Annotated in this window: 17 protein-coding genes; 6 read left to right on the forward strand and 11 right to left on the reverse strand. The window is 72.8% G+C overall.

Annotated elements, in window-relative coordinates; genetic code table 11:
• Positions 1 to 68: 68 nt before the first annotated feature.
• A complete protein-coding gene (locus KG111_RS00555; protein WP_205291147.1) occupies positions 69 to 2303 on the forward strand; it encodes a HelD family protein in 2235 nt (744 codons plus the stop codon).
• A gap of 29 nt (positions 2304 to 2332) precedes the next feature.
• On the opposite strand, the gene KG111_RS00560 is transcribed toward KG111_RS00555, so the two are convergent.
• Positions 2333 to 3826: a hypothetical protein gene (locus tag KG111_RS00560; RefSeq protein WP_205291146.1), complete on the reverse strand. Its 1494-nt coding sequence runs from the start codon at positions 3824 to 3826 to the stop codon at positions 2333 to 2335.
• A 192-nt stretch (positions 3827 to 4018) separates the two neighbouring features.
• On the opposite strand from KG111_RS00560, the gene KG111_RS00565 reads away from it, so the two are divergent.
• On the forward strand, positions 4019 to 5017 hold the full coding sequence (locus tag KG111_RS00565) for an esterase/lipase family protein (RefSeq protein WP_205291145.1): 999 nt from the start codon (positions 4019 to 4021) through the stop codon (positions 5015 to 5017).
• 46 nt (positions 5018 to 5063) lie between these two features.
• Here KG111_RS00565 and KG111_RS00570 read toward each other — a convergent pair whose 3' ends face one another.
• The gene (locus tag KG111_RS00570) at positions 5064 to 5615 is read right to left on the reverse strand and encodes a GNAT family N-acetyltransferase (RefSeq protein ID WP_205291144.1); all 552 of its coding nucleotides are present in this window, start codon (positions 5613 to 5615) and stop codon (positions 5064 to 5066) included.
• 97 nt (positions 5616 to 5712) lie between these two features.
• Here KG111_RS00570 and KG111_RS00575 point away from each other — a divergent pair, with 97 nt between their 5' ends.
• Genes KG111_RS00575 through KG111_RS00585 form a run of 3 tightly spaced genes read left to right on the forward strand, consistent with a single transcriptional unit; the run spans position 5713 to position 9540 of the window.
• Entirely contained in the window at positions 5713 to 7662 is a 1950-nt protein-coding gene (locus KG111_RS00575; protein WP_205291143.1) for an anthranilate synthase family protein, read from the forward strand.
• A gap of 7 nt (positions 7663 to 7669) precedes the next feature.
• A complete protein-coding gene (locus KG111_RS00580; RefSeq protein WP_205291142.1) occupies positions 7670 to 8245 on the forward strand; it encodes an anthranilate synthase component II in 576 nt (191 codons plus the stop codon).
• Positions 8242 to 9540, forward strand: a complete 1299-nt coding sequence (locus tag KG111_RS00585) for an anthranilate synthase component I family protein (RefSeq protein WP_249666233.1) — start codon at positions 8242 to 8244, stop codon at positions 9538 to 9540. Before KG111_RS00580 ends, KG111_RS00585 begins: the two co-directional genes overlap by 4 nt.
• Positions 9541 to 9544: 4 nt before the next feature.
• Here KG111_RS00585 and KG111_RS00590 read toward each other — a convergent pair whose 3' ends face one another.
• The 5 genes from KG111_RS00590 to KG111_RS00610 all read right to left on the reverse strand — a co-directional run bounded on the left by KG111_RS00590 (position 9545) and on the right by KG111_RS00610 (position 13700).
• Entirely contained in the window at positions 9545 to 10153 is a 609-nt protein-coding gene (locus KG111_RS00590; RefSeq protein WP_205291141.1) for a hypothetical protein, read from the reverse strand.
• On the reverse strand, positions 10146 to 11603 hold the full coding sequence (locus KG111_RS00595) for a sensor histidine kinase (protein WP_249666234.1): 1458 nt from the start codon (positions 11601 to 11603) through the stop codon (positions 10146 to 10148). Before KG111_RS00595 ends, KG111_RS00590 begins: the two co-directional genes overlap by 8 nt.
• Entirely contained in the window at positions 11600 to 12313 is a 714-nt protein-coding gene (locus tag KG111_RS00600) for a response regulator transcription factor (RefSeq protein WP_205291140.1), read from the reverse strand. The genes KG111_RS00595 and KG111_RS00600 overlap by 4 nt, the downstream gene beginning before the upstream one ends.
• Positions 12314 to 12396: 83 nt before the next feature.
• Positions 12397 to 13278, reverse strand: coding sequence for a fructosamine kinase family protein (locus KG111_RS00605; protein ID WP_205291139.1), 882 nt, complete (start codon positions 13276 to 13278; stop codon positions 12397 to 12399).
• A gap of 20 nt (positions 13279 to 13298) precedes the next feature.
• On the reverse strand, positions 13299 to 13700 hold the full coding sequence (locus tag KG111_RS00610; RefSeq protein ID WP_205291138.1) for a phage holin family protein: 402 nt from the start codon (positions 13698 to 13700) through the stop codon (positions 13299 to 13301).
• A 107-nt stretch (positions 13701 to 13807) separates the two neighbouring features.
• On the opposite strand from KG111_RS00610, the gene nhaA reads away from it, so the two are divergent.
• A complete protein-coding gene (gene nhaA / locus KG111_RS00615) occupies positions 13808 to 15229 on the forward strand; it encodes a Na+/H+ antiporter NhaA (RefSeq protein WP_205291137.1) in 1422 nt (473 codons plus the stop codon).
• Here the strand turns inward: nhaA and KG111_RS00620 are convergent.
• The 4 genes from KG111_RS00620 to KG111_RS00635 are packed head-to-tail and all read right to left on the reverse strand — an operon-like array spanning position 15186 to position 19698.
• The gene (locus KG111_RS00620) at positions 15186 to 15599 is read right to left on the reverse strand and encodes a pyridoxamine 5'-phosphate oxidase family protein (RefSeq protein WP_249666235.1); all 414 of its coding nucleotides are present in this window, start codon (positions 15597 to 15599) and stop codon (positions 15186 to 15188) included. The two genes, nhaA and KG111_RS00620, sit on opposite strands and share 44 nt — an antisense overlap.
• A 1-nt stretch (position 15600) precedes the next feature.
• On the reverse strand, positions 15601 to 17583 hold the full coding sequence (acs, locus tag KG111_RS00625) for an acetate--CoA ligase (protein ID WP_205291136.1): 1983 nt from the start codon (positions 17581 to 17583) through the stop codon (positions 15601 to 15603).
• A 52-nt stretch (positions 17584 to 17635) separates the two neighbouring features.
• Positions 17636 to 19267 carry a solute symporter family protein gene (locus KG111_RS00630; RefSeq protein WP_205291135.1) on the reverse strand — a complete coding sequence of 544 codons (1632 nt, stop codon included), beginning with the start codon at positions 19265 to 19267 and terminating at the stop codon, positions 17636 to 17638.
• Complete coding sequence (locus tag KG111_RS00635) at positions 19267 to 19698, reverse strand: DUF485 domain-containing protein (protein WP_249666236.1); 432 nt, start codon at positions 19696 to 19698, stop codon at positions 19267 to 19269. The genes KG111_RS00630 and KG111_RS00635 overlap by 1 nt, the downstream gene beginning before the upstream one ends.
• Positions 19699 to 19931: the final 233 nt, after the last annotated feature.

Consider the following 19931-nt stretch of genomic DNA (forward strand, 5'->3'; position numbering starts at 1 on the left):
CCGCAGCGCGCGGCAGCGTCTCGAGGCACTGCCTCGAGCGGACGGTGGACGGGCGAGGGGTCACGTCGGTGACAGACGAACTGGTGGAGCGCGAGGTCGCGGCGGAACAGGCCTTCGTCGACCGGGTCTACGCCCAGATGGAGCACGCTGCCAGTGCGGCGGCGGAGCTGGCCCGCGAAGGGCACTCCCGGGGTCGGCTGGGCCACGAGGGCGGCCTGGTGGAGCGCGACGCGATGGTCTTCCAGGCGGCCAAGCGGATCGCCCAGCTCGACGCCGCCCACGAGGGCCTGGTCTTCGGCCGCCTCGACATGGACGCCGCGCTGGACCCCGCGCCGCGCTACGTGGGCCGGATCGGCCTGCGCGACGGGGACCGCAACTCGCTGCTGATCGACTGGCGCGCCCCGGCGGCCGCGGTCTTCTACCAGGCCACGGCGGCCGACCCCCAGCAGGTGCTGCGCCGCCGGGTGCTGCGCAGCGCCGGGCGCAGCGTCGTGGGCGTCGAGGACGAGCTGCTCGACGCAGAGGGCCTCGCCGCCGCGGAGGAGCAGGGCCGCGAGCTGCCGATCATCGGCGAGGGCGCGCTGATGGCGCAGCTCTCCCGGGCCCGGGACCGCTCCATGCACTCGATCGTGGCCACCATCCAGGCCGAGCAGGACAAGGCGATCCGGGCGCCCTCGCGCGGCGTGGTCTCCATCTCCGGCGGCCCCGGCACCGGCAAGACCGTGGTCGCGCTGCACCGCGCGGCCTACCTGCTCTACAGCGACCGGCAGCGCTACGAGCGCGGAGGCGTGCTCGTCGTCGGCCCCTCGGGGGTCTTCATGCGCTACATCGAGCGGGTGCTGCCCTCCCTCGGCGAGACCGCGGTCGCGCTGCGCAGCCTCGGCGAGGTGGTCAACGAGGTCCGCGCCACCCGCCACGACGAGCCCGCGGTGGCCGACGTCAAGGGCAGCGCCCGGATGGCGGAGCTGATGCGCCGCCTGGCCCGCCAGCAGGCCCCGGGCAGCCCGACCGAGTTCCGGGTGTTCTGGCGTGACGACCGGCTCGTGCTGGACCGCGGCAAGCTGGGCCAGATCCGCCGCCAGCTGATGTCGCAGGGCATGCGCAACAAGCAGGTGCCCCGGGTCGCGCAGGCGCTGCTGGACGCCCTGTGGCGTCAGGTCCGCGGCGAGCGCGGGCGCGAGCAGGGCCGCGAGCGGTTCAACGACGACATGCTCTCGCGCCCGGACTTCCTGGAGTTCGCCGCCGCCTGGTGGCCGCCGCTGGACGCCCCGGCCGTGCTGTGCTGGCTGCGCGAGGGCGAGCTGCTCGCCCGGATCGCCGACGGCCTGCTCAGCGGCGAGGAGCAGCGACTCCTCGCCAAGTCGTGGAGCACCCTGGACCCGAACCGCCCGATCTCCCCGCAGATCTCCATCGAGGACGTGCCGCTGCTCGACGAGCTGCGCTACGCGCTCGGCGACGTGCCCGCCCGCACCGAGGACGAGCGCGACGACCCGATGGCGCTCATCGAGGGCGCCGTCGACATCAACGAGCTGATGACCGCCGCCGACCGCGAGTTCTCCTCCGGGCGCGGGTGGCGCCCGCCGACCAACAGCATCGAGGACGACGGCTACGCCCACGTGCTCATCGACGAGGCCCAGGACCTCACCCCGATGCAGTGGCGCATGGTCGGGCGCCGCGGCCGCACCGCGTCGTGGACCATCGTCGGCGACCCCGCGCAGTCGTCGTGGCCCGAGCCCGCCGAGGCCGCCGCCGCCCGCGCCGAGGCCCTCGACCGCAAGCAGGTCCACGAGTTCCACCTGTCGACCAACTACCGCAACTCCGCCGAGATCTACGCCCACGCCGCCGCCTACGCCCAGCGGGTCGGCCTCGACGCGGACCTGCCCGACGCCGTACGACGCACCGGGGCGGAGCCCAAGGACGTCGTCCTCGGCCCGGGGGCCGGCTCCGCCCAGCTGGAGGCCGCCACCCGGGAGGCCGTGCTCGAGCTGGCCGGCGCCGTCAGCGGCACCGTCGGCATCGTGGTCCCGGTCGCGCGGCGCAGCGAGGTCAACGCCTGGCTCGCGTCCTGGCCCGAGCTCGCCCAGGACGCGCCCGGCGCCCGCGCCGCGGCCGTCGACTCCGCGACCACGCCCTCGGGCGAGGACCGGGTCGTGGTGCTGACCGGGCTCGACACCAAGGGGCTGGAGTTCGACGGCATCGTCGTCGTCCGTCCCCAGGAGATCGAGGACGAGTCCGCGACCGGGCGGGCCACGCTGTACGTCGTCCTGACCCGCGCGACGCAGCTGCTGACCACCATCAGCTGAGGACGCCTGCGGGCGCCCTCAGGGGCCGCTCAGGGCGCCTCAGGGCCGTCCTGCTCGTCCTCGTCGGCCTTGCCGGCGGGACCGCAGGGGTCCTCCTCGTCCGTCTGGACATCCTTGTCGGACTTGTCGTCCTCGTCGGGATCCGCGGTGGGGCTCTCCGCCGCCGCGGTGGTGCTCGGGGCAGGCGTGGTCGTGCTCGGGCTCGCCGAGGTGCTCGGGGCGTCGCTGACGCACTCGTCGCGAGGCTTCCGGTTCGGCTTCGGGTCGCCCGCCGGCTTCCCGCTCGGCTTCCCGCTCGGCTTCCCGCTCGGCTTCTGGGACGGCTGCTCCGAGGTCTTCTCGGAGGGCTCATCCGACGGCTGGTCCGACGGTTGGTCGGCGGGCTCATCAGTGGGCTGGTCAGTGGGCTGATCAGAAGGCTCCCCGGTCGGCTCCGCCGTGGGCTGCTCGGTCGGCACCACGGGCGTGGGGGTGCCGGTGGGCGTGGCCGTGGGGGTGACCGTGGGCGTGGGGGTGACGGGTGCGGTCGGCGTGGCCGAGCCGGTGGCAGGCGGGGTGGCCGGCGGGGTCGCGGGGACGAACGAGCGGAGGCTCGGGTCCCTCGCCCAGCCCTTCTGCACGGCGTCCGGGCCCAGCCCTGGGAGGCGTCGTGCCGACACGATCACCGTGGGCATCGGCCACGCGTCGGCCAGCGGGCCGGCGGCGGCGATCGGCGGCAGGGTCAGCTGCTCCTCGAGGGTGGTGCGGGCGCCGCGGACCATGGCGGGGAAGCGGGGGGAGGCGTTCAGGCGACCCAGTGCAGAGGACACCTCCGCCGGCGCGGAGAGGTCGCCGCCGGCGCTGCACAGGACCACGCCCGCGGCCAGCGCGGCGTCGTCGAGGTCCTGGGGGTCGCGGGTGCCGTCGTCGTCGGCGTCCACCCCGACGACGGTCCACAGGGCCGGGGGCAGCAGGAAAGGTCCGGCGCCGCGGTCATGGCGCGGGTCGGCGTCGATCCGGCCCTGGTCGCTGTCGGGCACCGCCTTGCCGTCCTCGGCGCCGCCGGCGTGACGCAGCACGGGCCCGTAGAGGGCAGGGCTGACCCGCCCCTGGGCGTCGAAGCTGCCGCCGCCGCTGCGACCGTGGTCGGTGGCGACCGCGGCGACCGCGGCCAGGTGCATCCAGTCCAGGTGGCAGCCGGGGTCGGCCTGGCTCATGATCGCCTCCGCGCGCTGGTAGGCGCCCAGCGTGGCCACGGGCAGGTCGCCCAACGCCGGGGGAGAGCTGGCGACACGGAAGGCGACCGGTGTCAGCGACGAGACGTCGCTGAGCGTGGAGGCGTCCGGCTCCCGGGCGGCGGAGGTGTCCGGGGTCTCCGCGTCGCGGCTGTGCGGCGGCGGGACGGCCAGGCTCGCGTCGGAGCCGGAGGAGGAGGCGGCGCCGACACCGAGCAACGTCGCGAGACTCGCGCCGAGGACGGTCCGGGCCACCAGGGTGCCCAACATGGTCCGGCCGACGGCCGGACGCCCGAGATCGCGCCGCACGATGTTCCTTCCAGACGCCCCGCCGCCGAGGCGGCACGCTCCCTCCCACCCGCCGGCCTCCCCGGGACGAAGGGCCGCTCGACGGTCCGGCGCGAGGCGCCGGACATCCACCATAAGTCGGTCTGCGGCCGAATGGGACCCGATCGCGGAAGCAGTCTCGTCACCTCGTCCCAGGGGCCTCGTTGGTCCTGCATGGAGCGCCTGAGCCGACGTACCGCCACCCGTCCTGCCGCCCGTCCTGCCGCCCGTCCTGCCGGCCTGCTGGCAGGCGTGCTCGTCACCGCCGTGGCGCTGCTGGCCACGCTCACCCTGGCCGCCCCACGCGCCTCCGCGGCGCCCGAGCCGCTGCCGGTGCCCTACGGGTTCGTGCCGGGCGCGCTGCTCAACGGGCTGCCCGGTGCCAACGCGGCGGGCACCAACGACTGGAGCTGCAAGCCGTCGAAGGCGCACCCCCGTCCGGTGGTGCTGGTGCACGGCTTCGCCGGCAACCGCGCCACCAACTGGCCGACGTTCGGGCCGCTGCTCAAGAACGAGGGCTACTGCGTCTTCGCGCTCACGTACGGCGTCGCCGCCGACGTCGTGCCGGTGAACCTGCTCGGCGGTGTCGGCGACATGCGCGCCAGCGCCGGCGAGCTGAAGGTGTTCGTCGACAAGGTGCTCAAGGCGACGGGGGCCGGCAAGGTCGACCTGGTCGGGCACTCCGAGGGCAGCCTGATGCCGAACTGGTACCTGAAGTACCTCGGCGGGGCGAAGAAGGTGCACCACTTCATCGGGCTCGGCTCCGCGTTCGGCGGCACCAACCTGCCGGTGCTGTTCGAGCGGCTGCTCAACGGGATCTTGGCGCCGGAGCAGGTGCCCGTCTGCCAGGCGTGCCTGCAGTTCTCGCCGAAGTCGCAGTTCGTCCGCCAGCTGCACGAGGGCGGCCTCATGCAGAAGGGCGTGAGCTACACCAGCATCGTCACCCGGATCGACGAGCTGGTGATCCCTTACACCAACGGGATCCTGCCCGGGGCGCGCAACTACGTCCTGCAGGACGTGTGCCCCCAGGACCTCTCGGACCACCTGCAGATCGTCTCCAGCCGCAACGTGGCCCGGATCGTGCTCAACACCCTGGACCCGAAGAACGCTCGGAAGCTGACCTGCGTCCCGGTGCTGCCGGTGGTCGGGGAGCTCGTCCCCGGCCTGATCTGAGGCGCCTGATCTGAGGCGTTCCCGGGCCGGGGCGACCGAGCGCGGTTCAGGCGGGCTGGAACAGCCCGATCGCGTCGCTCTCCCACCACAGGTCGTGGTAGACGACCCGCCCGTGCATCCACGGCTCCCGGGTCTCCAGCGCCGAGGCCAGGAAGTCGTCGCCCGCCACCCGGTCCGAGGGCGGCAGCAAACCGTAGGTGTGTGCCGGGACGAAGCCCTTGCGGCAGTAGTAGGCACCCTCGCCCTCCAGCACCAGGTACGGCGCCAGCTGCCGGGCGCCCTCGGTGCGCGCCGCGTCGAGGAGTGCCGAGCCGATGCCCTGGTCCTGGTGCTCGGGGTCGATGCTGAGCGGGCCCACCACCAGGACGTCCACGAGCCGGGGCTCGGCGTCCAGCCAGGCGTGGCTCAGGCCGAGGTGACCGACGACCCGGCCGTCGTGCTCGGCGACCAGCTCGGCACGCACCAGGCCACGGCCGACGACCTCGCGCCAGAACGCCACGACGCCCGGGATGTCGGCGTCGAAGGCGGCGCTCAGCACGGCCTCGATGCCGGGGGTGTCGGCAGGTGTGGCCAGGCGGATCCGGGTGGGTGTGCTCACGGCGCAGAGCGTACGGGCGCCGGGGCGTTCTGGGGCACCGTGGGCGAGGCGCGGACCACGGCCGCCCGTGCCGGCGGGCCCGCATAGGCTTCGCCCCATGTCTGAGCAGTCCGGTCCCACGCACTCCGCCGCCGAGGCCATCGCGGCCGTCCGGGAGCACGAGGCGTGGGCGATCATCCGGCGCTCGACCCGGGCCGGGGACCGCGACACCGTCGGCGTGCTCGGCGGCAGCCGCAGCGTCGTCTCCTCGATCATGGACATCCCGCTGGAGACCGGGGTGCCCGAGCCGGGCCGCACCTGCGACCGGCTGGTCGCCGTACCGTTCCGGCAGGTCGCCGAGCGTGGCTTCGAGGCGCACGACGACGGCACCCCGCTGGTGGTCGTCGACGTCGACGCCGAGCACGAGTTCTCCGTGGCGGAGGTCGTCGAGGCGATCACCGAGGTGCCGGTGACCTTCACCGACGCCGGTGGCTTCGACAGCGACGACGACGAGTACGCCAAGATCGTCGCCGCGATCATCGACGAGGAGATCGGGCAGGGCGAGGGCGCCAACCTGGTCATCGGGCGGACCTACCGCGCGGTGGTCGCCGACTTCAGCGCCGAGGTGGCGCTCACCGTCTACCGCCGGCTGCTCGAGCGCGAGCGCGGCGCCTACTGGACCTTCCTGTTCTTCACCGGCGACCGCTACCTGATCGGTGCCAGCCCCGAGCGCCACGTCTCCGTGCACGGCGGCGACGTGCGGATGAACCCGATCTCCGGCACCTTCCACCTGCGTCCGCCGGCCGGGGAGACCCGCCCCGCCGCGGCCCGGCTGCGCGACTTCCTCGCCGACGAGAAGGAGATCTACGAGCTCTTCATGGTCGTCGACGAGGAGCTGAAGATGATGTGCGACATCTGCACCGAGGGCGGCCAGGTGCTCGGCCCGTTCCTCAAGCCGATGACGCACCTGATCCACACCGAGTACCTGCTCGCCGGGCGCACCAGCCGCGACGTGCGCGAGGTGCTGCGCGACACCATGTACGCCGCCACGGTCACCGGCTCGCCGGTGGAGAACGCGTGCAAGCTGATCAAGACCTACGAGCCGGAGGGCCGCGGCTACTACGGCGCCGCGCTGGCGCTGTTCGGCCGCGACGGCGACGGCGAGCCGGTGGTGGACAGCCCGATCGTCATCCGCACCGCCGACGTCGACCTGGCCGGCAACCTCAAGGTGACCGCCGGCGCCACCCTGGTCCGCGACTCCGAGCCGGCCTACGAGGTCGCCGAGACCCACGCCAAGGCCGGCGGCATCCTCACCGCCTTCGGGCTGCGCTCGCAGGCCCCGGCCGCCGCGCCGACCGTGAGTCCCGAGGAGGTCGCCGAGCTGGTCGCCGACGAGGAGACCCTGATCGCGCTGGCGGGCCGCAACAACCGGCTCTCCGGTTTCTGGCTGGCCAACCAGGCCGGCAACCCGGTCGACCCGCGGCTGATCGGGCGGACCGCGGTCATCCTCGACAACGAGGACGACTTCGTGAACATGCTGCGCCACATGCTGACCCGGATGGGGATCAGCAGCCGGGTGGTGCGCCACGAGCAGGTCGACGGCGGCGACCTGGCCACCCTGCTCGACGCCGACCTGGTCATTGTCGGCCCCGGCCCCGGCGACCCGCGCGACGACGCCGACCCCAAGATCGCCCGGCTCCGCACGGCCGTGGACTGGCTGCTCGCGAACGAGCGGCCGTTCCTGGCGGTCTGCCTGGGCCACCAGGCGCTGTGCCACCGGCTCGGGCTGCCGCTGGTCTACAAGGACATCGTCTTCCAGGGCACCCAGGCCACGGTGCTCCTCGACGGCCGCCCCGCCAAGGTCGGCTTCTACAACACCTTCGTCGCCCGCCCCGACGCCGACACCGTGCTGCCCACCGGCGTCACCCTCGACACCGACCCGGTGAGCGGCGACGTCAACGCCGTCACCGGCCCGCACTACCGGGGCGTGCAGTTCCACGCCGAGTCGATCCTCACCGAGCGGGGCTTCGACATCGTGCACGACCTGGTGTCCGCCGTCCTGCTCTGAGCCGGCCATGAGCGCCCCGGACGTCGTGGTCGTCGACCACCACGACTCCTACACGCAGAACCTGGTGCACCTGGTGGCGTCGGTGACCGGCGTGCTGCCCACCGTGGTGCAGCACGACGAGGTCGAGGCCGCCGACGTGCTCGCGCACGAGCACGTCGTGCTGTCCCCAGGGCCGGGCAGCCCGCACGAACCGGCGGACTTCGCCGTCGGCCGGGAGGTCGTGCTCGCCGGCACCCGCCCCGTGCTCGGGGTCTGCCTGGGCATGCAGGGCATCGTGACGTCGTACGGCGGGCGGGTGGGGCGGGTCGATCCCGGGCACGGCGTCACCGCCACCGTGCGCCACGACGGCACCGGGCTGTTCGCCGGTGTGCCGGACGACTTCACCGCGGTGCGCTACCACTCGCTCGCCGCGCTGGAGGTGCCTGAGGTGCTGCGGGTGACCGCGACCGACGCCGCGACCGGGCTGGTGATGGCGGTCGCGCACACCTCGCTGCCCGTCGTGGGCGTGCAGTTCCACCCCGAGTCGGTGCTGAGCGAGCACGGTGCCCGGCTGGTTGCGAACTTCCTGGCGGGGCACTCGTGAGCGGGGGCACCGACGTGGACGGCGAGGCGGTCGAGGTGTTCCGGCGGGTGCAGGCGGAGCACGCCCGCTGCGTGTGGCTCGACCCCGGCGGTCCCGGCGCCGGGACCGGCACGCTCGCCTGGTGCGAGCCCGACGACGTCTCGCTGACCTACGACGCCACCTCCCGGGAGGTCACCCGGCACGCCGGCGGCACCGCGGTGGTGGTGGGTGACGACCCCTTCGCCGTACTGGCCTCCGAGCTGGCGGCGGGGCACCGCGAGGACCGCTGGTTCGGCTACCTCGGCTACGCCGCCCGCGCCGACCTGCCCGCCGCAACCGACCCGGACCTGCCCGACGCGGTCTGGATGCGCCCCAGCCGATTCGCCGACTTGGGAGTTTCCGTCCCCCGAGTCGGCACTTCCGGTGATCTCGGGGGACGGAAACTCACGACTCGGGGGACGGAAACTCCCAACTCGCGGTATCGGGAGGCGTTCGCGGCGGTGCAGGAGCAGCTGCACGCGGGCAACTCCTACGAGGTCAACCTGACCTACCGGGAGCGGGTGCGCAGCCCGCTGGCACCGGCGGCGGCCTACCTGCGGCTGCGCGAGCTGAACCCGGCGCCGTACGGCGGCTTCCTGCAGCACGACGTGCCCGGGGCGCGGGCGTGGCTGCTCAGCTCCTCACCCGAGCAGTACGCCGCCGTCGACGCCGACCGGGTGCTGCAGGCGCGGCCGATCAAGGGCACCACCGCCCGCGGCGCCACCCCGGCCGCCGACGCCGCCGCGCGCGAGCACCTGGCCTACGACGCCAAGTACCGCGCCGAGAACCTGATGATCGTCGACCTGCTGCGCAACGACCTCTCCGCGGTGTGCGAGGTCGGCTCCGTGCAGGTGCCCGAGCTGATGGCGGTGGAGTCCTACCCGTCGGTGCACCAGCTGGTCTCCACCGTGCGCGGCCGGCTGCGGCCCGAGGTGGACACCGTGGCGGCGTTGCGGGCGCTGTTCCCGGCCGGGTCGATGACCGGGGCGCCCAAGCTGCGCACGATGCAGGTCATCGGCGCCGTCGAGGACACCCCGCGCGGGGTCTACAGCGGCGCGTTCGGCTGGATCGCCGCCGACGGCCGCGCAGACCTCGGCGTGGTCATCCGCAGCCTGGCCACCGCCGGCCCCGCCGCTGCCCTGGACCTCGAGAGCGACGGGGGCACCGAGTACGTCCTCGGCACCGGCGGCGGGATCACCGTGGCCAGCGACGTCGCCGCCGAGCACGCCGAGACCCGCTGGAAGGTCGAGCGGCTGCTGGCGGCGCTGACGCCGTAGCCGATCAGCCCTGAGAGGAGGGGCTGGGTGACTTGCTGGGCGACTCGCTGGGCTGGGTGGCGTCGTTGTCGGCCGCGTGCGCGGACAGCACGGTGAGCGTGGCCTCCACGGCGCGCACGATCCGCTTGGCGTCGTACGGCGCGGGGTCGGCGACGTCGACCTGCTGGATCAGGTCGCCGTTCTGCACGAACCCGGTGACGTAGAGCTGCTCCTTGGTCTGGTCGACCACGAGGCGGGCGTCGTCGGCGCGGGCGATCTTCGGCGTGCGCACGTCGGCGTCGTCGGGCTGGCCCATCTTGTCCCAGGCGGCCTCCAGGGTGCCGGGGAAGAGGACGTAGTTCGCGGTGAGCACGGCCTCACCGGAGTCGGCCTCGGGCACGAACCGGCACTCCGGCGAGGTGGGCGTGCCGGCCTGCTTGGTCGTGGTGGAGCCGAACTGCTTGGCCACGAAGTCGGTGTCGAGCGCGTCGCAGGGGTTCCACAGCGCGGGCGGCTCGGTGGGCAGGTCGGGCTTGGCGCCGACCTCCTCCCCGTCGCCGCAGCCGGCGGCGAGCAGGGCGAGGGCGGCCATCCCCGCCAGCGCGGTACGACGTCCCCGGGTCCGCTCAGCCATCGCGCCGCGCCCGTCCGGGGAGCCGCAGCACCAGCCGGGCGCCGCCGCTGGCGTTCTCGGTCGCCTCGACCGAGCCGGAGTGCCGTTCGGCGACCTGACGCACGATCGCCAGCCCCAGCCCGGAGCCGGGCATGGTGCGGGCGTCGGGGGTGCGCCAGAACCGGTCGAAGATGTTGGCCCGATAGGCCTCCGCGATCCCCGGTCCCTGGTCGTCGACGGTGAGCACACCGTCGCTGAGTCGTACGGTCACCTGGCCTCCTTCGGGGCTCCACTTGGCTGCGTTGTCCAGCAGGTTGGTCACGGCGCGCTCGAGCTCGGCGGCCTCGCCGACGACCCACCAGGGGCGGGTGAAGACCTCGAACGTGAGGCCCGGCGCGCGGCGGCGGACCCGCTGTGTGGCGTGGTCGATCACCTCGACGAGGTCGACGGGCTCCACCTGCACCGGCATCGGCTCGTCGCGGGCGAGCGCGGTGAGGTCGCCGATGAGCGTGGTGAGCTCCTCGATCTGCGCCTGCACGTCGTCGAGCAGCTCGTCGCGGGCGCGGGGCGGCAGCCCGCCGAGCCCGTCGCCGCTGCGCGCGGTCATGGTCAGCAGGTCGAGGTTGGTGCGCAGCGCGGTCAGCGGGGTGCGCAGCTCGTGGCTGGCGTCGGCGACGAGCTGGCGTTGCCGGATGCGGCTGGCGTCGAGGGCGAGCAGCATGTGGTTGAAGGCGGTCGCCAGTCGCGCCACCTCGTCGTCGCCCTCCACGGGCAGCGGCGTGAGGTCCTCGGTGCGGGCGATGTCCTCGACCGAGGCGGTCAGCCGGCGCACCGGCCGCAGCCCGTTGCTGGCCACGGTCCACCCGCCCAGCCCGGCGGCGAGCACGCCGAAGAAGCCGAACGCCACCGTCACCCAGCCGAGCCGGGCCAGGGTGCGGTCCTGGGACTCCAGCGGCTGGCCGATCACCAGCGACAGGTCGGCCCACCGGGTGGGCACCGCCACGACCCGGTAGCGGTCGCCGGCACTGGTGATGGTGCGCACGCTCTGGTCGCGCTCGCCCTCGGCGACCTCGCGCTCGGGCTCGCCGATCTCCAGGGTGGGCCCACCGTCCAGGGGCCGCTGGTCGCCCTTGTAGCTGAGGAAGAGGATCCGGACGTCGCCCGCGCCGAGCGCCCACGAGGGGATGTTGTTGAGGTCGGCACGCAGCAGGCTGTCGGAGGCGGCCGCCTTGTGTGCGCGGTCCAACAGCTCGGCGTCGAGGGCGTCCTGCATCTGCACCCGGGCGGTCAGGTAGGCGCCGACGGCGACCAGTGCCACGGACATGCCGACGGCCATCGTGGTCAACCAGATCACCCGGCTCGCCAGCGAACGGCGGTAGTGCCAGCGGCTGTCCGGCCCGGCGCTGTCCGCACCGGCACCCGCGCCGGCACCCGCTCCGGGCGCGACGGGACCGGTGGGGTGGGTGCTCACGTCTCGGTTGCGCGCAGCACGTAGCCGATCCCGCGCACCGTGTGGATCAGCCGTGGCTCGCCGTCGGCCTCGGTCTTGCGCCGCAGGTAGCCGACGTAGACCTCGAGCGAGTTCGCGGTGGTGGGGAAGTCGTAGCCCCACACCTCCTCGAGGATGAAGGTGCGGTCCAGCACGCGGCGCGGACGGCGCAGGAACATCTCCAGCAGGGTGAACTCGGTGCGGGTCAGCTCGATGTGCCGCTCGCCGCGCCACACCTCGCGGGTGGTGACGTTCATCGTGAGGTCGGCGAAGGAGAGGACCTCCTCCTCCTCCGAGTCGTCCTGCGGGGTGGCCCGGCGCAGCAGCGCGCGCAGCCGCGCCAGCAGCTCCTCCAGGGCGAACGGCTTGGTCAGGTAGTCGTCGGCACCGGCGTCGAGGCCCTCGACCCGGTCGCCCACGGCGTCGCGGGCGGTCAGCACGATGACGGGTACGTCGTTGCCCGCCGCCCGCAGTGCGCGGGTCGCCTCCAGCCCGTCGAGCTTGGGCATCATCACGTCCATCACCACGACGTCCGGGGCGAGCGCGGCGATGCTGGTGAGCGCCTCGGCGCCGTCGCCGGCGAGGAGGACGTCGTAGCCGTTGAACTCCAGCGACCGGCGCAGCGACTCCCGCACGGCCCGGTCGTCGTCGACGACGAGCACGCGGGGAGCAGGCGTGGGCCGGGACGTCACCGGTCCATGATGGCCGATGGCCCTGAGCGCGCGCTGAGAGGTGCGCAAACCGGTCCGGGTCCGGTCAGGATCGGGCGGAGCGCTCAGAGGTAGCGCTGGGCGACCTGGGCGGCGCGGGCGCCGTACTGGCCGCCGAACAGGCAGGCGTGCACCAGCAGCGGGAAGAGCTGGTGGAAGCCGAGCCGGTCCTCCCAGCCGGGGACGAGCGGGGCGACCTCGGTGTAGGCGGCCATCACCTGGGTGAGCTGGGGCAGCCCGAAGAGGGCCAGCATCGCGAGGTCGACCTCGCGGTGCCCGCCGTACGACGCCGGGTCGATCACCACCACGCCGTCCTCGCGGGTCCACAGCACGTTGCCGTTCCACAGGTCGCCGTGCAGCAGCGCGGGCGGCTCGGCGGGGACGACCTGGGCACCACGGGCGGCGGCGGTCTCGACCGCGGCGACCTGGGCGGGCGTCATGATCGCCTTGTCCCGCAGCACCTTGAGGTAGGGGGCGATGCGGCGCTCGGCGTAGAACTCCGGCCAGGTCGGCAGCGGCCGGTTGAGCATCGGCAGGCGCCCGATGTAGCCGTCCTGCTCGGCCCCGAACTGCGCGCCACCGAGCTGCTCGACACCGGACTGGTGGGTGCGGGCCAGTGCCCGACCGAAGGAGGCGGCCGCCTCCGCGCTGGGGCGTCCGGTCTCGACCCAGTCCAGGATGAGGCAGTCGTCGGCGACCGCGAGCACCTCGGGGGTGGCCAGGCCGCCCGCGGGAGTGGTCGCCGCGAGCCGGCGCAGGCCGGCGGCCTCGGTGGCGAAGAAGGCCGGCGGTGCGTTGCTCAGCGTCTTGAGCAGCGCGGACCGGCCCGACGACAGCCGCAGCTTGACGGCGGTGGCGATGTCACCGCCGGCCACCGGTGAGGTGGCCACGACGGTGGTGCCGAGCAGCTGTTCGGCTCGGCTGGCGACGACGGACTGCCGGGCCATCGCGCTCCTGTCGTGGTGGCTCAGGCCTTGCCGCGCAGCGCCCGCGGGATCTCGCGACCCTGCTCGATGGCGCGTTCGGGGGCCTTGACCTTCTTGAACCGGCGGATGCCGAGCAGCACCAGCAGCACGGCGAGCAGCACGTAGAAGCCGGTGACGATGAGGAACGCCCAGTGCAGGGCGAGGCCGTCGCCGTTCCAGTGGATCAGGTAGGCCGCTGCGATGGAGAACATGATCACCGCCAGCAGCAGCAGGAACACGGCCGCGGCGATGAAGACCGTGCCGATCCCGCCGGCGGTCACGCTGACCTTCAGCTCCGACTTCGCCAGCTGGATCTCCTTGCGCATCACCGTCGAGAAGTCGGCCTGCGCGTCCTTGATCAGCTGCCCGATGGTGGGCTCGTCGCGGGGCTTGTCGATCGCCATGACCCTGACCCTACCGACACCGCTAAGGTGGAGGGCAGGTGAGCCGGGAAGTCTGGTCGGCGATCGATGAACCGACCCCTTCGCCCCGCCTGCCCCGAGGAGCCCGTGTGCCCGACCAGCCCACCGAGCCGCAAGCCCAGCCGACGACCGAGCCGTCCGTCGACGAGCTGTGGAGCCGAGGCCCCGTGTGGACCCAGGGCGGCAGCCCGGTGGCCCGCTACGTGGCCCGCCCGCTGCGCGAGTTCCTGCACGTGGAGTCCGCCGGCTCGGTGCTGCTGCTGTTCGCCACCCTGGCCGCCCTGGCCTGGGTGAACCTTCCGTTCGGCGGCTGGGCCGAGGCGTACGACGCCTTCTGGCACACCCCGATCGGGCTGGACGTCGGCGGCTGGCGGATCGAGGAAACCCTGCAGCACTGGGTCAACGACGGCCTGATGACGCTCTTCTTCTTCGTCGTCGGTCTGGAGATCAAGTACGAGCTGGTGCACGGCGACCTGCGCGACCCGCGCACCGCCGCGCTGCCCATCGTGGCCGCGTTCGGCGGCATGGTGGTGCCGGCGCTGCTCTACGTGACGATCGCCGGCGGCCCGGAGACCGGGCAGGGCTGGGGCATCCCGATGGCCACCGACATCGCGTTCGCGGTGGGGGTGCTCGGCGTGCTCGGGCGGCGGGTGCCGTCCGCGGCACGGCTGTTCCTGCTGACCCTGGCGATCGTCGACGACATCGGTGCGATCGTGGTGATCGCGGTCTTCTACACCGCCGATCTCTCGCTGGGCTGGCTGGCGCTGGCGCTCGGCCTGCTCGCGGTGATGGCGCTGCTCAAGGCGCTGCGGGTGTGGTCGGTGCAGATCTACGTGGTGCTCGGTGTGGTGCTCTGGTTCGCGCTGCTCTCCTCCGGGGTGCACGCGACGCTGGCCGGTGTCGCGGTCGGCCTGCTCACCCCCGCCACGGCGCTGCTCAAGGCGCCGGTGGCCACCGCCTTCGCCGCGGAGGCGCTGCAGGACAAGGAGCTGGACGCCGAGGAGCTGAGCCGGCTGCGGTTCCTGGTCACCGAGTCCGTGCCGGTCGCGGAGCGGCTGCAGTCGATGCTGCACCCGGTGTCGGCGTACGTCGTGCTGCCGATCTTCGCGCTGGCCAATGCCGGCGTGGTGCTCACCGGCGGCGTGCTGGGCGACGCGGTGACCTCGTCGGTGGCGCTGGGCATCGGGCTGGGCCTGGTCGTCGGCAAGCCGCTGGGCATCGTTCTGGCCTGCTTCCTCGCCGTCCGCTTCGGCCTGGCCCGGCTGCCCGAGCACACCAGCTGGGCGCAGGTGGTGGGCGTCGGTGCGATCGCCGGCGTCGGGTTCACGGTGTCGCTGTTCATCGCCGGGCTGTCCTTCCCGGGCGACGAGACGCTGACGGCCAACGCCAAGGTCGGCATCCTGCTCGCCTCGATGGTGGCCGCGGTCGTCGGCGTGGTGCTGCTGCTGGTGGCAGGTCGGGATCGGGTCAGCCCAGCAGCTGAGCCGACGCCAGCACCTTCTCGACACTGATCCGCACCGCCACCCGGGCCTCGCTGGGGCCGGGTGGGCGGTAGCGGGCGGCGTAGCGCTCGCAGGCCCGCGCGATCGACGCCTCGTCGGTGCGCACCTCGCCGGTGCCGGTCAGGGTCGACCAGCGGCCGCCGTCGACCTGGGTGACCGCGAGCCGCGGGTCGCGGCGCAGGTTGGCGACCTTCTGCGACCCGCCGCGGGTGATGATCCACGCGCACCCCTGCTCGGGGTCCAGCGACACCCCCACCGGGACGGCGTGCGGGGCGCCGTCCCGGTCGAGGGTGCTGAGGACGCACAGGTGGTACTCGGCCCACATCGCGGCGAGGGCGTCCGGCAGGGTGGTGAGGTCGGCGGAGTGCCAGGAAGGCACCTCACTCCTCCGTCGTGGTGGCCTTGCTGGCCGAGATCAGCTCCATGATGGAGGCATCCGCCAGGGTCTGGGTGTCGCCCACGTCGCGGCCCTCGGCGACGTCGCGCAGCAGGCGACGCATGATCTTGCCCGAACGGGTCTTCGGCAGCTCGGGCACGATCATGATCTGGCGCGGCTTGGCGATCGGGCCGATCTGGGTGCGCACGTGGTCGCTGAGCTCCTTGATGATGTCGGGACCGCCGTCGCCGGCCTCGTCGCGCAGGATCACGTAGGCCACCACGGCCTGTCCGGTGTCGGGGTCGGTGGCGCCGACCACGGCGGACTCGGCCACCTTGGGGTGGGAGATCAGCGCGGACTCGATCTCGGTGGTGGAGAGCCGGTGACCGGACACGTTCATCACGTCGTCGACCCGGCCCAGCACCCAGATGTGGCCCTCGTCGTCCTTCTTCGCGCCGTCGCCGGCGAAGTAGTAGCCCTGCTTGCGGAACCGGGACCAGTAGGTGTCCACGAAGCGCTTGTCGTCGCCGTAGATGGTGCGCAGCATCGAGGGCCACGGCTCGGTGACGACCAGGTAGCCGCCCGAGCCGTTGGGCACCGGGTTGCCGTCCTCGTCGACGACCTCGGCGGTGATCCCGGGAAGCGGGGTCATCGCGGAGCCCGGCTTGCCGGCGGTGACGCCGGGCAGCGGCGAGATCATCATCGCGCCGGTCTCGGTCTGCCACCAGGTGTCGACGACCGGGGTGCGGTCGCCGCCGATGACGTGGCGGTACCAGACGTAGGCCTCGGGGTTGATCGGCTCGCCGACCGAGCCGAGGATCCGCAGCGAGGACAGGTCGTGGCGGTCGGGGACCTCGCGGCCCTGCTTCATGAAGGAGCGGATCGCGGTCGGCGCGGTGTAGAAGAGCGAGACCTTGTAGTCGGAGATGATCTTCCACCACCGACCGGGCTCCGGGTGGTCGGGCGTGCCCTCGTAGAGCACCTGCGTGACGCCGTTGGCCAGCGGGCCGTAGACGATGTAGGAGTGCCCGGTGACCCAGCCGATGTCGGCGGTGCACCAGTACACGTCGGTCTCCGGCTTCAGGTCGAAGACCGCGTGGTGGGTGTAGGCGGCGCCGGTCAGGTAGCCGCCGGTGGTGTGCAGGATGCCCTTCGGCTTGCCGGTGGTGCCGGAGGTGTACATGACGTAGAGCGGGTGCTCGGCGTCGAACGCCTCGGGCGTGTGCTCGCTCGAGGCGCCGTCGACCACGTCGTGCCACCACACGTCGGTGCCCTCGTCGAAGGCCACCTCCTGGCCGGTACGACGAACGACCAGCACCTTGTCCACGGTGTGGCCATGCTCGGCGGCCTTGCCGCGGGCGTCGTCGACGGCCGGCTTGAGCGCCGAGGCCGCCCCGCGCCGGTAGCCGCCGTCGGCGGTGATGACGACCTTCGCGCCGCAGTCGACGATGCGCGAGGCCAGGGCGTCGGCGGAGAACCCGCCGAACACCACCGTGTGCGGCGCCCCGAGCCGGGCGCAGGCCAGCATCGCGACGATGGCCTCCGGGATCATCGGCATGTAGATCGCCACCCGGTCCCCGGTGCGCACCCCGAGGTCGATCAGTGCGTTCGCGGCCTTCGCGACCTCCGCCTGCAGCTCGGCGTAGGTCAGGTCGCGGGCGTCGCCCTCGGGCTCGCCGACCCAGTGCAGGGCCACCTTGTCGCCGCGACCGGCCTCGACGTGCCGGTCCACGCAGTTGTAGGCGGCGTTGAGCTTCCCGCCCACGAACCACTTCGCGAACGGCGGCTCCGACCAGTCCAGCACCTGCTCCCACGGCTGGGACCAGCTCAGGCGCTCGGCCTGGGCGGCCCAGAACGCCTCCGGGTCCGCAGCCGCGGCGTCGTACGCCTCGGCGGTGACGTTGGCGTTCGCTGCGAGCTCGGCGGGCGGCTCGAAGCGCCGGTCCTCCTTGAGCAGGTTGGCCAGGGTCTGTTCGGTGTCGCTCACGCTCGTTGTCTCCTGATCGACTCGGGGTGCGCTCGGGGTGCTTCGGGTCACATTAGTGCTGGACGGCCTGCTCGGCTCCGGCACCCGTGAGGGCCCGGACCTCCAGCTCGGTGAACCTCTCCTCTGCCTCCGGCTCCTTCGACGTCACGGTCCCGAGCCAGCCGAAGAAGAAGCCCAGCGGGATCGAGATGAGACCGGGGTTCTCCAGCGGGAACCAGGAGAAGTCGATGTCGGCCGGCAGCAGCGAAAGGCTCTTGCCGTTGTCGTCGACGCCCTTGCCGGAGACGACGGGGGAGAAGATCACCAGGCCGATGCAGGAGATCAGGCCGCCGTAGATGCTCCACGTCGCACCGCGGGTGTTGAACCGGCGCCAGAACATGTTGTAGACGATCGCCGGCAGGTTGGCGGACGCCGCGACCGCGAAGGCCAGGGCGACCAGGAACGCGATGTTGAGGTTGCGGGCCGGGATGGCCAGCAGGATCGCGATGATGCCCAGGCCGGCCGCGGCGTAGCGGGTCACCCGGATCTCCTCGGCCTCGGTGGCCTTGCCCTTGCGGATCACCGAGTTGTAGATGTCGTGCGCCACCGACGTCGAGGACGTCAGCGTCAGCCCGGCGACCACGGCGAGGATGGTCGCGAACGCGACCGCCGAGATCAGCGCCAGCAGGATCGCGCCGCCGGTGGAGCCGGCACCACCGCCGACCGCCTCGGCCAGCAGCGGCGAGGCCAGGTTGCCGCCGCTGGCGGCGACCTCGCTGTCCGGGCCGGTGTTCAGCAGCGCCGCGGCACCGAAGCCGAGGACCAGGGTGAACAGGTAGAAGACGCCGATCAGGCCGATCGCCCACAGCACCGACTTCCGGGCATCACGCGAGGTGGGCACCGTGTAGAAGCGGACCAGGATGTGCGGCAGGCCGGCGGTGCCCAGCACCAGCGCGATGCCGAGGCTGAGGAAGTCGATCTTGCTGGTGGCGTCGATGCCGTACTTCAGGCCGGGCTCCAAGAAGCCCTCCTTGCCCGAGGTGGACGCCGCGGCACCGAGCAGCTCGGAGAGGTTGAAGTCGAACTTCGCCAGCACCAGCACCACGATGAGCGCGGAGCCGAGCATGAGCAGCACGGCCTTGACGATCTGCACCCAGGTGGTGCCCTTCATGCCACCGACGGTGACGTAGAGGATCATCAGCGCACCGACGGCGGCGATGACCGCCGAGATCGCCAGGGTGTTCTCCTTGTCGACGTCCAGCAGCAGGGCCACCAGGCTGCCCGCGCCGACCATCTGCGCCAGCAGGTAGAAGATCGAGACGACCACGGTCGAGGTGGCCGCGGCGGTGCGCACCTCGCGCTGCCGCATCCGGTAGGCGAGCTGGTCGGCCATGGTGAACCGACCGGAGTTGCGCAGCATCTCGGCGACGAGGAGCAGCGCGACCAGCCAGGCGACCAGGAAGCCGATCGAGTACAGGAAGCCGTCGTACCCGGACAGCGCGATGGCCCCGGAGATGCCGAGGAACGAGGCGGCCGACATGTAGTCGCCGCCGATGGCCAGGCCGTTCTGGAAGCCGGAGAACGAGCGGCCGCCGGCGTAGAAGTCGTTGGTCCCGCTCGTGTTGCGGCTGGCGCGGATGGTGACGAACAGCGTCAGCGCGACGACGGCGAGGAAGAGGGCGGCGGTGAGCACCTGGTCGTTCATCAGTGGTCCTTCCGTCCGGTGGACGACTTGCCGGCGAGCGCGATGAAGCGCTCGTCGAGCTGGCGGGCGAGCGGGTCGAGCCGGCTGGTCGAGTAGCGGCTGTAGACCCAGGCCAGGGCGAACGTGGTCACGAACTGCAGCAGGCCGAAGATCAGCGCGACGTTGAGGTTGCCGACGACCTTGGTGCCCATGAAGTCGCCGGCCCAGTTCGACATGACGACGTAGAGCAGGTACCAGACGAGGAACGCGACGGTGGCGGGGATGATGAAGGTGCGCTGGCGCCGGCGGAGCTCGGCGAACTCCGGGGAGGCGTGCAGCTCGTCGTAGACGGGGTCGTGGCGTGCGGCCACGGTGGGGGCGTGGCCCTCGTCGGGGACCTCGCCGGGGACGCGGTCCTCGGCGGGCGGTGTGCTCGGGACGTCGGCTGACACGGGGACCTCCTGGTGCGGGCCGGCGGCGCCGGCGAACCTCGATGTGACGGGAGTCACGTGGCTGCGACGCTAGGAGCCGACGCGGTCGCGGGCGAGAGGTCGTCGCGGACCGCTCGGTGAACGGCACGGGCTCGTCGGCGAGCGGTCGGCTGCGCGCGACGAACGGTCGAGCGCGCGGGCACTCCCGGCGTGATCCGGCCTGACTCGTCCGGGGGTGACCTGGCGCACGGGGG

This window comes from Nocardioides faecalis (assembly GCF_018388425.1).
Taxonomy (GTDB): Bacteria; Actinomycetota; Actinomycetes; order Propionibacteriales; family Nocardioidaceae; genus Nocardioides; species Nocardioides faecalis.

What these genes read in the sequence shown, in the direction of transcription:
- KG111_RS00565 (WP_205291145.1), top strand. Translation starts at nt 4,019, where the DNA reads ATGGAGCGCCTGAGCCGACGTACCGCCACCCGTCCTGCCGCCCGTCCT.
- KG111_RS00575 (WP_205291143.1), top strand. Translation starts at nt 5,713, where the DNA reads ATGTCTGAGCAGTCCGGTCCCACGCACTCCGCCGCCGAGGCCATCGCG.
- KG111_RS00580 (WP_205291142.1), top strand. Translation starts at nt 7,670, where the DNA reads ATGAGCGCCCCGGACGTCGTGGTCGTCGACCACCACGACTCCTACACG.
- KG111_RS00590 (WP_205291141.1), bottom strand. Translation starts at nt 10,153, where the DNA reads ATGGCTGAGCGGACCCGGGGACGTCGTACCGCGCTGGCGGGGATGGCC.
- KG111_RS00605 (WP_205291139.1), bottom strand. Translation starts at nt 13,278, where the DNA reads ATGGCCCGGCAGTCCGTCGTCGCCAGCCGAGCCGAACAGCTGCTCGGC.
- KG111_RS00610 (WP_205291138.1), bottom strand. Translation starts at nt 13,700, where the DNA reads ATGGCGATCGACAAGCCCCGCGACGAGCCCACCATCGGGCAGCTGATC.
- KG111_RS00630 (WP_205291135.1), bottom strand. Translation starts at nt 19,267, where the DNA reads ATGAACGACCAGGTGCTCACCGCCGCCCTCTTCCTCGCCGTCGTCGCG.